The following is an 11,751-nucleotide window of genomic DNA, read 5'->3' as shown; positions in this document are numbered from 1 at the left end:
CGTCACCGCGCCGGGGCACCCCCGGCGCGGTGACGGCGCAGGTCAGGCCTCGGCGGCGAAGCGGTCGCGCAGGGTCGCGTACTCCGCGTCCGTCAGCAGGCCCGCGCTGTACAGCTCGCTCAAGTGGTGCAGGCGTTCGTCCGTGCGGGCCGCCGGGACCGAGGCCACCGGGGTGCGGCTGCGCAGTGCGGCGAGGACGGCCGCCGCGAACGGCAGCGACTCGTGCACCGCCCCGTACCCGACGCCGAACACCGCGGCCGCCAGGTCGTGGTCGGGCCGCGGGTCGCCGGTCGCGTCCCGCCGGAGCAGCCGCAGGTGGCCGCCCGGCCCCTCCGGCGAGCTCCACTCGACGCCGGTCAGCGCGGACAGCGGGTAACGCTGGTCGCCCGCCTTCCACTTGGTGCTCGTGGCGCCCGTGCGCGACCAGTGGAAGGTGACGGCCGAGCCGTCGAAGCCCAGCCGCGCGTCGTACGCCTTCAGCTGCAGCGGCGGCTGCGGCACCTGGACGAGGAAACGTTCCGCCGGCTCGGCCGCATCCGGGCCGAGCCGGGCCCGCACGGCGTCGGCGAACTCGGCCGCCTGCGCGGACCGGTCCCCGGGCAGCACCAGCCGGTACGGGTCGCAGACCGCCCGCAACTGCCCGGCGGCGGCCTCCATCAGCGGATCCGCGCCCGTCCGCGGCACGGCATGCAGGACCACCGCGTCCCGTTTCCCCCCGGACCCGGTCGCGTTCACGGTCACCCCCGACAACGCCTCGAAGGGGATCCGCCGCGCCCCGAGGGCGTGCAGGAGTCTCGGAGTCCTCGGCGTTCTTATCCCCCGTGCGAAGCGGATGAGCACCGAGTCCGAGTCGAACTCCCAGACGGCATGGTTTCCGGCCAGTACGTCACCCATGCGGCACATCGTAAGGGGACGCACCCCCGTGCGTCCCCCTCGATGCAAAGCCCGTTTTCCGAGGCTCTACACGTGTCAGTCCCCGTCTGTCCCGGAAATTCCACGGCGGCACGCATCGTCGCCGGTCGCACACACAACGGAACCGAACGCACCGGTTCCGATTTTGGCGAAGTTGTCCAGGGATCCCGTACCTGGCTCGAAATAGCCGGTGTGGAGCTTCGCCCCGGCCGAGGACAGCAGCCGCGACCCGAAGTCCGGCGACACCGGGTCCGCGCCGTGGCCGACCCCGCCGACCTCCAGGTGCGGTACGTCCGCGATCCAGTCACCGGTGTCCCGCGTCGCCCACACCCGCGCCGACGTGTGCAGTTCGGCCACCGATCCCGCGCGCATCCCGGGACTGCCCGCCACCACCACGTCCGTCACCCGCTCCGGCAGCGCGTGCGCGGCGACCCCGCACACCACCGAGCCGTAGCTGTGGCAGAACAGCGCCACGCTCGCGTCGCCGGGCAGCGCAGCGGCCAGCGACTCCAGCCGTACGGCCCCGTCCACCGCCATCCGGCCGGTTGCCGCGTCCATGCCGACCCCGCTGGGCGCGGTGTAGCCGGCCCAGGCGATGACCGCGGTCCGGCTGTCGGGAGCCGCCGCGCGCTGGGCCTCGTACAGCGACTGCGCCATGCCGGCGGGTGCGATGAGGCGGCGCTGCGTGCGCTCGAAGGTGAGCGCGTCGGTGTCGACGCCCGGGACGACCACCGAGATCCGGCCGGCCCGGTCGAGGTCGCCGAACACCTCGGCGACGCGGCCGCCGCCGGTGGGGTCGAAGGCGAGGATCTGCCGGCCCGGCTGGGCCAGGGACGCGAAGCGGTGGGAGCGCCGGCCGGCCGTGGTGCGGTCGGCCGGGGTCAGGCTGACGTCCCGGCTGCGGGCCTCCTCCACGCGCTCGGCCTGCTCCAGGCCCCGCAGGTTGGCCCGGTAGCGCAGCGCGGCCGGCGCCCCGTCGAGGTTCCCGACCACCAGGGGGTACCCCTCGGCGAGCCGGGCCCGCTGGGATCCGTCGAGCTCGGCGAAGAACCGGGCCACGGTCCGTACGGGGGCGTCGGCGGGCGGCACCGGCCGGCCGTCGATCCGCGCCGTGGACCAGGAGGCGAGCGCGGCGGCGCGCAGGGAGGTCCCCGCGTCGGGCCGGTGCACGGCGGTCCAGCCGGTGGTCGCCAGCATGATGAAGACCACCGCGAGCGCGAGCAGGGTGCGCAGGGCGGCGGGGCGCGGGTCGGCGCCGAAGGCGGTGGAGTGGGCGAGGCCGGGCAGGTTCACTGGGACCAGCGTAGGAGACCGGATCCGGGGACGGTGCCCAGGGTGACGGGGTTCACGGCCGACCGTGCGACCCCGTACGGGGGTTCAGCGCCAGTCCGCGGCCAGCGCCGGACCGATCTGGTCAAGGCAGGCCTCGGTCATCCGCCGGATCGAGGCCACGCTGGCGTCCTCTCCCTGCCCCCACAGGCGCCCGGTGACCCTCATCACTCCGTAGAACGCGGCGACCGCCAGCCGGGGCCGCGGGTCGGTGTCCACGTCCAGCCCCTCGCGCTCGGCGATCAGCCGGGCGATCCGCTCCTCCAGCCCGGTGGAGCGGCGCAGGTGGACGGCGAGCAGCGCCGGGGTCGACTCGATGAGCCGGTACGTGCGCATGTACAGGTCGACCGGGACCACGTCGCACAGGGCCTCCTCGAGGGTGTCCCAGGCGCCGAGCACGGCGCCCCGCAGCGCCTCCAGCGGGCCCTCGGCGGGCGGCCGGGAGCGCAGCGCGGCGACGAAGTGCGACTCGACCAGGTCCTGGACGGCGAAGGCGGCCTCCTCCTTGTTCGCGAAGTACCGGAAGAAGGTCCGCTGGGAGACGTCCACGGCGTCGGTGATCTCGTCGACGGTGGTGCGCTCGTACCCCTGCGCGACGAAGAGGAGGAGGGCGGCGCGCAGCAGCGCGTCCCGGGTGCGCCGCTTCTTGCGTTCGCGCAGCCCGGGCGCCGTCACCGGCCGCTCGTCGGTCATCACCGGGGGTGTCCTTCCCGCATGCTCCGCATGCCGAATCCGACGCCGAGTGAGCGGTCAGGTTACCCGTGACGGACCTGGCGGCCACCGTCCCGTTAACCCGTTGGTGAGGGCCGTGGCCGCCGCGGCCGCCCCGCCCGGCAACCCGATCGGGGACAGCCGGGGGCAGCCGGCGCCGCCCCGCTCGCCGCAGCTCACCCCACGGGCGTCAACCTTGCCCGCACGAGAGCCCCGCCGGGCGGTTCCGGCGGGGCCGTCGCCTATCAGGGTGGACCCGCCCGCGACCCCTTCCGCCCGGCCGTCCTCGCAGGTCAGCGTGGGTTCCGAGGCGCTCCGGAACCGGTCCGGGGAGCCCTGGTCCACAAGGAGTTGACCTGTCATGCGTACGAGTTCACCCGCACGGTCCACCACCGTCCTCGCCGCGACCGTCCTGGCCCTCGCCGCGTTCGTCCCGAGCACGGCGGGCACCGCACACGCCGCCGGCCCGCCGCCGGGCAAGGCCCCCGCCTGCGCCACCGGGCAGCTGTGCCTGTGGGCGAAGCCGGATTTCAAGGGCACCCGCCACGCCCACGAGCTGAGCACCATGGACATCAACAGCTGCACGGCACTGCCCGCCGGGACCAGCGCCCAGTCGCTGGTCAACCGCACCGGGCGGCCGGTGACCACCTACCAGTCGGCCGAGTGCGCCGAGACCGGCGAGTTCCAGACCTACCCGGGCGACGGGGTCCAGCTGCCCCAATCGCTCTACCTGGTCCGGGCCTTCAAGGTGTGGGAGCGCTAGGCCGTCCATTTCGGATCTTGCCGGTCAAGCCAGACGGCGCGGGTCAGGCAAGATCCGGAAGAGACGGCCTGGCGGCGCCCGCCGCCGGGGCCGCTTCGGGCACCCGGGCCGGTACGTCGGCCCCGGCGCCCGGGGCGGCCGCCCCGCCGAGGCGCCCGATCTCGGCGCGCAGCGCCCGTACCTCCGCGGCCAGTTCGGCGATCGCGGCGGTCTGCGCCCGCTCCACCCGGTCGTCGCGCTCGAAGCGGGAGATGAACCAGGCCGCGATGTTGGCGGTGACCACACCGAGCAGGGCGATCCCCGACAGCATCAGCCCCACCGCGAGCACCCGGCCGAGCCCGGTGGTGGGGGAGTGGTCCCCGTACCCGACGGTCGTCATGGTGGTGAAGCTCCACCACACGGCATCGCCCAGGTTCTTGATGTTGCCGTCGGGCGCGTCCCGCTCCACGCTCAGCACGGCGAGCGAGCCGAACATCAGCAGCCCGACCACCGCCCCCGCCACGTACGTGGTCAGCCGGATCTGCGGGGCCATCCGGGCCCGCCGGCCCACCAGCAGCAGCGTGGACACCAGCCGCAGCAGCCGCAGCGGCTGGAGCATCGGCAGCAGCACCGCGCCCAGGTCCAGCCAGTGGGTCCGGACGAACGCCTTCTTCGCCGTCGACAGGCCCAGCCGCATCAGGTAGTCGGCGGCGAACGCGCCCCACACCACCCACTCGGTGAGCGTGCAGGCCCGGTGCACGACCGCGTCCGCGTCGGGCGCGACGATCGGTACGGCGTAGGCGACGGTGAAGGCCGCGGCGAGCACGAGCAGCGGGGTCTGGCTCCGCCGCTCCCACCGCAGCTGGCGGGAGGGTTCCTTCATACGGAGCATGTTAAGGAACAGGTAAAGCGGAACGGGACCGCGCACTGCTGCGGCCCTCCGCGCAGCGCCGCAGCGACCGGCGCAACGGCGGCGGGCCGGGGCGCACTCCCGCACGCCCCGGCCCGCCGCCGCCGGTCATCCGCCCCGCGGGGCGCCACAGTGCTACGCGTCGCCGCCCGCCGCGCCCGGGTCGGCCGCCGAGACGTCCAGCAGCCGGTACCGGTCCACGGCCTGCTTCAGCGCGGAACGGTCGATCTTGCCCTCCTTGGCCAGCTCGGTCAGCACCGCCAGCACCACCGACTGCGCGTCGATGTGGAAGAAGCGCCGGGCCGCGCCGCGCGTGTCCGCGAAGCCGAAGCCGTCCGCACCCAGCGAGGTGTACGCGCCGGGCACCCACCGCGAGATCTGGTCCGGGACGGACCGCATCCAGTCCGAGACCGCCACGAACGGCCCCTCCGCACCCGACAGCTTCCGCGTCACGTACGGAACGCGCTGCTCCTCCTCCGGGTGGAGCAGGTTGTGCTCCTCCACCTCGACGGCCTCGCGGCGCAGCTCGTTCCAGGAGGTCGCCGACCAGACGTCCGCCCGGACGTTCCACTCCTCGGCCAGGATCCGCTGGGCCTCCAGCGCCCACGGCACCGCCACGCCCGAGGCCATGATCTGCGCCCCGATGGCGCCGGCCGAGCCCGCGGACACCCGGTGGATGCCCTTGAGGATCCCGTCCGCGTCCACGTCGGCCGGCTCGGCCGGGTGCTGGATCGGCTCGTTGTAGACGGTCAGGTAGTAGAAGACGTCCTCGGCCTCCGGGCCGTACATCCGCCGCAGACCGTCCTTGACGATGTGCGCGATCTCGTACCCGTACGCCGGGTCGTACGCCACACAGCCCGGGTTCGTCGAGGCCAGCAGCTGGGAGTGACCGTCGGCGTGCTGCAGGCCCTCACCCGTCAGGGTGGTCCGGCCGGCGGTCGCACCCAGGACGAAACCGCGCGCCAGCTGATCGGCCATCTGCCAGAACTGGTCACCCGTGCGCTGGAAACCGAACATCGAGTAGAAGACGTAGACCGGGATCAGCGGCTCGCCGTGCGTCGCGTACGCCGAACCCGCGGCGATCAGCGAGGCCGTGCAGCCCGCCTCCGAGATGCCGTCGTGCAGCATCTGGCCGGTCGGGGACTCCTTGTACGCGAGCAGCAGGTCGCGGTCGACCGCCTCGTACTGCTGGCCCAGCGGGTTGTAGATCTTGGCGCTCGGGAAGAACGCGTCCATGCCGAAGGTGCGGTACTCGTCCGGGGCGATCAGCACGAAGCGCCTGCCGATCTCCTTGTCCCGCATCAGGTCCTTCAGGATGCGCACGAACGCCATGGTCGTGGCGATCGACTGCTGGCCCGAGCCCTTCTTGGCCGCCGCGTACGCCTTGTCGTCCGGCAGCTGCAGCGGCTTCGCGCGCACCACGCGGGTCGGCACGTAGCCGCCCAGCGAGCTGCGGCGGTCGTGCATGTACTGGATCTCCGGCGAGTTGCGACCCGGGTGGTAGTACGGCGGGGCGCCGTCCTCCAGCTGCGCGTCCGTGATCGGGATGTGCAGGCGGTCGCGGAAGCGCTTGAGGTCGTCGACCGTCAGCTTCTTCATCTGGTGCGTCGCGTTGCGGCCCTCGAAGTTCGGGCCGAGCGTCCAGCCCTTGACCGTCTGCGCCAGGATCACCGTCGGCTGGCCCTTGTGCGCCTTGGCCGCCGCGTACGCCGCGTAGATCTTCTTGTGGTCGTGGCCGCCGCGCCCCAGGTGCAGCAGCTGCTGGTCGCTCATGTTCTCGACCATCGCCCGCAGCCGCTGGTCGTCGCCGAAGAAGTGGTCGCGGATGTACGCGCCCGTCTCGGTGGCGTACGTCTGGAACTGGCCGTCCGGCGTCGAGTTCATCTTGTTGACCAGGATGCCGTCGCGGTCCTGTGCCAGCAGCGGGTCCCAGGAGCGGTCCCAGATGAGCTTGATGACGTTCCAGCCGGCACCGCGGAACTGCGACTCCAGCTCCTGGATGATCTTGCCGTTGCCGCGCACCGGGCCGTCGAGCCGCTGCAGGTTGCAGTTCACGACGAAGGTCAGGTTGTCCAGGCCCTCGCGCGCCGCGATCGACAGCTGGCCGAGCGACTCCGGCTCGTCCATCTCGCCGTCGCCGAGATACGCCCAAACGTGTGACTTGGAGGTGTCGGCGATCCCGCGCGCCTCCATGTACCGGTTCATCCGGGCCTGGTAGATCGCGCCGAGCGGGCCGAGGCCCATCGAGACGGTCGGGAACTCCCAGAAGTCCGGCATCAGCCGCGGGTGCGGGTAGCTGGACAGGCCGTACGGGGCCTTCGACTTCTCCTGCCGGAACGCGTCGAGCTGCTGCTCGGAGAGCCGGTCCAGGAGGTAGGCGCGCGCGTAGATGCCGGGGGAGGCGTGGCCCTGGAAGAAGATCTGGTCGCCGCCGTCGCCCTCGTCCTTGCCCCGGAAGAAGTGGTTGAAGCCCACGTCGTAGAGCGAGGCGGAGGAGGCGAACGTGGCGATGTGGCCGCCGACGCCGATCCCCGGACGCTGGGCGCGCGAGACCATGACGGCCGCGTTCCACCGGGTGGCGTTCAGGACCTTGCGCTCGATCTCCTCGTTGCCGGGGAAGAAAGGCTCGTCCTTGGTGGCGATCGTGTTGACGTAGTCCGAGCTGCGCATCTCGGGCACGGCCACGCGCTTCTCGCGGGCCCGCTCGATCAGCCGCAGCATCAGGTAGCGGGCGCGCTCACGGCCCCGCTCGTCGACGGCTGCGTCCAGGGAGTCGAGCCACTCCTGCGTCTCCTCCGGATCGAAGTCCGGGACCTGGCTCGGCAGGCCGCCAATGATGATCGGATTGCGATCGGATGCGGAAGCCACGCTGTTCCTTCGCTGTCAGGGGAGTCGTGCCATGGGGTTTCGCCGCCTCCCATCGTCTTACTCTCGGTCGGAATCGTCACCTGTACCACTGGGTAATCACCGGAGTCCGCGATGATTCGGAGCGCAGTAGGCGGCCGGTCCGGCCGAACCGCAACCCTACGCCCAAGATGATCAGCGGGTTCGTAAGGACGTTCGTCCCTCAAACAGGTAGGAAAGCCGTCGAGCGTCGCCGATGATGCCGAATGAGCTGGAATGGTGTGGGATGAATCACCGGACGTACGCACGGGAAGGCTGAAAGTTGCGGCGAGACGGCCGTAATCGTCACCGTTTCGACGGTCTCGGCGGCCGGGTACTTGCGCGATCCGCCGCGCCCGTGTGGACTACGCCCAATGCTGCGCGTACGCGCGCCGCCAGAAGACATTCACCGAACATGAGCAGGAGGCACCCCGTGAGCGCGACCGCGGACCACGCGGAGAGCCTGGCCGCCCGGCTGGGTTTCCAGTCCGAACAGGTGGTCCAGGAGATCGGCTACGACGAGGACGTCGATCAGGAATTCCGTGATGCCGTCGAGAAGCTCGTCAGCGAGCTCGCCGACGAGGACTACGACGACGTCGCCGACGCGGTGTTGCTGTGGTTCCGCGACGAGGACGGCGATCTGACGGACGCCCTGGTCGACGCGACCGAGCTGGTCGAGGAAGGCGCACTGATCCTGCTGCTGACCCCCAAGACGGGCCGTGACGGCTTCGTCGAGGCCAGCGACATCAGCGAGGCCGCCGAGACCGCCGGCCTCTCCCTCGCCAAGGGTCTGCCCGTCGGCAAGGAGTGGACCTCCACCAAGCTGGTGACGCCGAAGGCCGCCAAGTCCAAGCGCTGAGCCGCGCCCCGCAGCCAAGCGGACACGCACCCCGTCGGCCGGATTCCCACCCGGTCGGCGGGGTGCGTGCGTTCCGGGCCCCTGATCCCCATAGGCTGGACCCACCCGAACAGCCCAATGCAGGAATGCAGGAACGAAGGGATGCGAAAGATGGCGATCGAGGTCGGCAGCAAGGCCCCGGACTTCGAGCTCAAGGACAACCACGGCGCCACCGTGCGGCTCTCCGACTTCCGGGGGGAGAAGGCCGTGGTGCTGCTCTTCTACCCGTTCGCCTTCACGGGGGTCTGCACCGGCGAGCTGTGCGAGCTGCGCGACCAGCTTCCGCGGTTCCAGAACGAGGACGTCCAGCTCCTCGCGGTCTCCAACGACTCCGTGCCGACCCTGCGGGTCTTCGGCGAGCAGGAGAACCTGGACTACCCGCTGCTGTCGGACTTCTGGCCGCACGGCGAGACCTCCCGCGCCTACGGCGTCTTCGACGAGCAGAAGGGCTGCGCGGTCCGCGGCACCTTCATCATCGACAAGGACGGCATCGTGCGCTGGACCGTCGTCAACGGTCTGCCCGACGCGCGTGACCTGAACGAGTACATCAAGGCCCTCGACAGCCTCTGAGCCGGCCTCGAGCCGGCCTCGAGCCCGGCTCCGGGCCGGGCTCCGAGGACGGTCGGGGACCTCGGCACCCGGTGCACTTCCAGCGGGTTCCGGCAACTGTTCACCGGGAAAGACGCCGGCAGGCGGGAACCCGTCACTAGGATCGAAGCGTTGATCCCGGTAGAAACCGCACGACGGGGCACCGCCCCACACATGAACCCAATGGAGGACCCGTGGGAGTCAGCCTCAGCAAGGGCGGAAACGTCTCGCTGACCAAGGCCGCGCCGAATCTGACGGCGGTCATCGTCGGTCTGGGCTGGGACGCTCGCACCACCACCGGCGTCGACTTCGACCTCGACGCCAGCGCGATCCTGACCAACGACCAGGGCAAGGTCGCCAACGACTCGAACTTCGTGTTCTTCAACAACCTGAAGAGCCCGGACGGCTCGGTCGAGCACACCGGTGACAACACCACCGGTGAGGGCGAGGGCGACGACGAGGCCATCAAGGTGAACCTGGCCGGCGTCCCGGCCGATGTCGCCAAGATCGTCTTCCCGGTCTCGATCTACGAGGCCGAGAGCCGTCAGCAGAGCTTCGGCCAGGTCCGCAACGCGTACATCCGCGTGGTGAACCAGGCCGACAACTCCGAGCTCGCCCGCTACGACCTCTCCGAGGACGCCTCGACCGAGACCGCCATGGTCTTCGGCGAGCTGTACCGCAACGGTGCGGAGTGGAAGTTCCGCGCCATCGGCCAGGGCTACGCCTCCGGCCTGCGCGGCATCGCCCAGGACTTCGGCGTCAACGTCTGAGCCTGCCAGCAGTCACCCGTCCGGCGCCGTGCACTGTGTGTACGGCGCCGGACGTGCTTTGCACCGATCCACCGGCCGGGATCACCGACCGGGTTTCACCGCCGGCCCGCCATGCGGGCGCGCCGCGATCACCACGTCGTCCGGGGAGGACCACAACATGGGCGTCACACTCGCCAAGGGGGGCAACGTCTCCCTTTCCAAGGCCGCACCGAACCTCACCCGGGTCCTGGTCGGTCTCGGTTGGGACGCGCGCTCGACCACGGGGGCCGATTTCGACCTCGACGCCAGCGCGCTGCTGTGCCGCGACGGCCGGGTCCTGGGGGACGCGTACTTCGTCTTCTACAACAATCTGAAGAGCCCCGAGGGCTCCGTCGAACACACGGGGGACAACCTCACCGGCGAGGGTGAGGGCGACGACGAATCGATCATCATCGACCTGACCAAGGTGCCGGTCGAGGTCGACAAGATCGTCTTTCCGGTTTCGATCCACGAGGCGGAGGCCCGCCGCCAGAGCTTCGGCCAGGTCAGCAATGCCTTCATCCGGGTGGTGAACGAATCGGACGGCCAGGAGCTGGCCCGGTACGACCTCACCGAGGATGCCTCCAGCGAGACCGCGATGATCTTCGGCGAGGTCTACCGGTACGGCGGCGAATGGAAGTTCCGAGCGGTGGGGCAGGGGTACGCGTCGGGGCTCCGGGGCATCGCTCTAGACTTCGGGGTCAACGTTTCGTAAAGCCGTACAAGACGATGGGGTGCCAGTGGTTCTCAAAACCTTCGGCTGGTCGTTCGCAGTCACTGCGCTCGGTCTGGTCGCAGCGGGGTTCTACGGGGGAATGACCGGACTCGGGATCGTCGCGATCCTGTCCATCCTTGAGATCTCGCTGTCCTTCGACAATGCGGTGGTCAACGCCGGAATCCTGAAGAAGATGAATGCCTTCTGGCAGAAGATCTTCCTCACCATCGGTGTGCTCATCGCCGTGTTCGGCATGCGCCTGGTCTTCCCCGTCGTGATCGTCGCCGTCACCGCCGGCATCGGGCCCATTGAGGCCGTCGATCTGGCGCTCAATGACAAGGACATGTACCAGCAGCTGGTCACGGACGCCCACCCGGCGATCGCGGCCTTCGGCGGCATGTTCCTTCTGATGATCTTCCTCGACTTCATCTTCGAGGACCGGGACATCAAGTGGCTCGCATGGCTGGAGCGGCCGCTCGCCAAGCTCGGCAAGATCGACATGCTGTCGGCGTGCATTGCGCTGATCGTCCTGCTGGTCACGTCCGCGACCTTCGCCGCCAATGCCCACCAGCACGGCGGCGCCCACGTGGACAAGGCGCAGACCGTCCTGGTCTCCGGCATCGCCGGCCTGATCACCTACATGATCGTCGGCGGTCTCTCCGGCTACTTCGAGAACCGCCTCGAAGAAGAGGAGGAGGCCGAGCACGAAGCCGAGGAAGAGGCCAAGAAGAGCGGCAAGCCCGTCTCGGCCGTCGCCATGGCCGGCAAGGCCGCCTTCTTCATGTTCCTCTACCTCGAAGTCCTCGACGCCTCCTTCTCCTTCGACGGGGTCATCGGCGCCTTCGCCATCACCAACGACATCGTGCTGATGGCCCTCGGCCTCGGCATCGGTGCCATGTACGTCCGGTCGCTCACGGTCTACCTGGTCCGCCAGGGCACCCTCGACGACTACGTCTACCTGGAGCACGGCGCGCACTACGCCATCGGCGCGCTCGCCGTGATCCTGCTCGTCACCATCCAGTACGAGATCCACGAGGTCATCACGGGCCTCGTCGGCGTGCTGCTCATCGCCTGGTCCTTCTGGTCCTCGGTGCGCCGCAACAAGCGGTTGGAACTGGAGGGTTCCGCCGCCGAGGCATGATCACGGCGGTAATGCGGAACGCTCCATCTGCGGGGCGGCCGGGCTGGTCTGCGGACCTTCCGGGCCGCCCCGTCCGCGTAGGCGGCGCTCTGAGCAGAGCGCTGTCCGCAGAGGGCTGTCCGCACCGCACGAGG

The 11,751-nt window shown here is 70.4% G+C and carries 11 protein-coding genes; 6 read left to right on the top strand and 5 right to left on the bottom strand.

Annotated features, from left to right (window positions below; genetic code table 11):
- Positions 1 to 42 precede the first annotated feature (42 nt).
- From ACFYXK_RS02990 to ACFYXK_RS02980, 3 genes are all read right to left on the bottom strand, one after another.
- Positions 43 to 903: a DUF4429 domain-containing protein gene (locus ACFYXK_RS02990; RefSeq protein ID WP_389409839.1), complete on the bottom strand. Its 861-nt coding sequence runs from the start codon at positions 901 to 903 to the stop codon at positions 43 to 45.
- Between the two features lie 66 nt (positions 904 to 969).
- Positions 970 to 2,199, bottom strand: coding sequence for an alpha/beta hydrolase (locus ACFYXK_RS02985; protein WP_389409838.1), 1,230 nt, complete (start codon positions 2,197 to 2,199; stop codon positions 970 to 972).
- A 90-nt stretch (positions 2,200 to 2,289) separates the two neighbouring features.
- A complete protein-coding gene (locus ACFYXK_RS02980) occupies positions 2,290 to 2,934 on the bottom strand; it encodes a TetR/AcrR family transcriptional regulator (RefSeq protein ID WP_389409541.1) in 645 nt (214 codons plus the stop codon).
- Between the two features lie 379 nt (positions 2,935 to 3,313).
- On the opposite strand from ACFYXK_RS02980, the gene ACFYXK_RS02975 reads away from it, so the two are divergent.
- Positions 3,314 to 3,715 carry a peptidase inhibitor family I36 protein gene (locus ACFYXK_RS02975; protein ID WP_389409540.1) on the top strand — a complete coding sequence of 134 codons (402 nt, stop codon included), beginning with the start codon at positions 3,314 to 3,316 and terminating at the stop codon, positions 3,713 to 3,715.
- A gap of 43 nt (positions 3,716 to 3,758) precedes the next feature.
- Here ACFYXK_RS02975 and ACFYXK_RS02970 read toward each other — a convergent pair whose 3' ends face one another.
- Positions 3,759 to 4,577 (bottom strand): potassium channel family protein, encoded by an 819-nt coding sequence (locus ACFYXK_RS02970; protein WP_389409539.1) that lies wholly within the window; start codon positions 4,575 to 4,577, stop codon positions 3,759 to 3,761.
- 162 nt (positions 4,578 to 4,739) lie between these two features.
- A complete protein-coding gene (aceE, locus tag ACFYXK_RS02965; RefSeq protein WP_389409538.1) occupies positions 4,740 to 7,472 on the bottom strand; it encodes a pyruvate dehydrogenase (acetyl-transferring), homodimeric type in 2,733 nt (910 codons plus the stop codon).
- Between the two features lie 448 nt (positions 7,473 to 7,920).
- Between aceE and ACFYXK_RS02960 the strand changes: the two genes are divergently transcribed.
- From ACFYXK_RS02960 to ACFYXK_RS02940, 5 genes are all read left to right on the top strand, one after another.
- On the top strand, positions 7,921 to 8,346 hold the full coding sequence (locus tag ACFYXK_RS02960) for a DUF3052 domain-containing protein (RefSeq protein ID WP_383515902.1): 426 nt from the start codon (positions 7,921 to 7,923) through the stop codon (positions 8,344 to 8,346).
- Positions 8,347 to 8,496: 150 nt separating this feature from the next.
- Positions 8,497 to 8,955, top strand: coding sequence for a peroxiredoxin (locus ACFYXK_RS02955; RefSeq protein ID WP_266633570.1), 459 nt, complete (start codon positions 8,497 to 8,499; stop codon positions 8,953 to 8,955).
- Positions 8,956 to 9,167: 212 nt separating this feature from the next.
- Positions 9,168 to 9,743, top strand: a complete 576-nt coding sequence (locus ACFYXK_RS02950; RefSeq protein WP_030160471.1) for a TerD family protein — start codon at positions 9,168 to 9,170, stop codon at positions 9,741 to 9,743.
- Between the two features lie 157 nt (positions 9,744 to 9,900).
- Entirely contained in the window at positions 9,901 to 10,476 is a 576-nt protein-coding gene (locus ACFYXK_RS02945; protein ID WP_053688414.1) for a TerD family protein, read from the top strand.
- A 25-nt stretch (positions 10,477 to 10,501) separates the two neighbouring features.
- Positions 10,502 to 11,617, top strand: coding sequence for a DUF475 domain-containing protein (locus ACFYXK_RS02940; RefSeq protein ID WP_389409537.1), 1,116 nt, complete (start codon positions 10,502 to 10,504; stop codon positions 11,615 to 11,617).
- Positions 11,618 to 11,751 lie beyond the last annotated feature (134 nt).

The sequence above is a fragment of the Streptomyces sp. NPDC002209 genome, from assembly GCF_042890265.1.
Lineage (GTDB): Bacteria > Actinomycetota > Actinomycetes > Streptomycetales > Streptomycetaceae > Streptomyces.
Note: the sequence above shows the minus strand (reverse complement) of the source record. Positions and strands in the feature narration are given on the sequence as shown.

Excerpts from the sequence above, each read along its gene's own strand:
- ACFYXK_RS02980 (WP_389409541.1), bottom strand. The coding sequence starts at position 2,934 with ATGACCGACGAGCGGCCGGTGACGGCGCCCGGGCTGCGCGAACGCAAG.
- ACFYXK_RS02975 (WP_389409540.1), top strand. The coding sequence starts at position 3,314 with ATGCGTACGAGTTCACCCGCACGGTCCACCACCGTCCTCGCCGCGACC.
- ACFYXK_RS02955 (WP_266633570.1), top strand. The coding sequence starts at position 8,497 with ATGGCGATCGAGGTCGGCAGCAAGGCCCCGGACTTCGAGCTCAAGGAC.
- ACFYXK_RS02945 (WP_053688414.1), top strand. The coding sequence starts at position 9,901 with ATGGGCGTCACACTCGCCAAGGGGGGCAACGTCTCCCTTTCCAAGGCC.
- ACFYXK_RS02970 (WP_389409539.1), bottom strand. The coding sequence starts at position 4,577 with ATGAAGGAACCCTCCCGCCAGCTGCGGTGGGAGCGGCGGAGCCAGACC.
- ACFYXK_RS02990 (WP_389409839.1), bottom strand. The coding sequence starts at position 903 with ATGTGCCGCATGGGTGACGTACTGGCCGGAAACCATGCCGTCTGGGAG.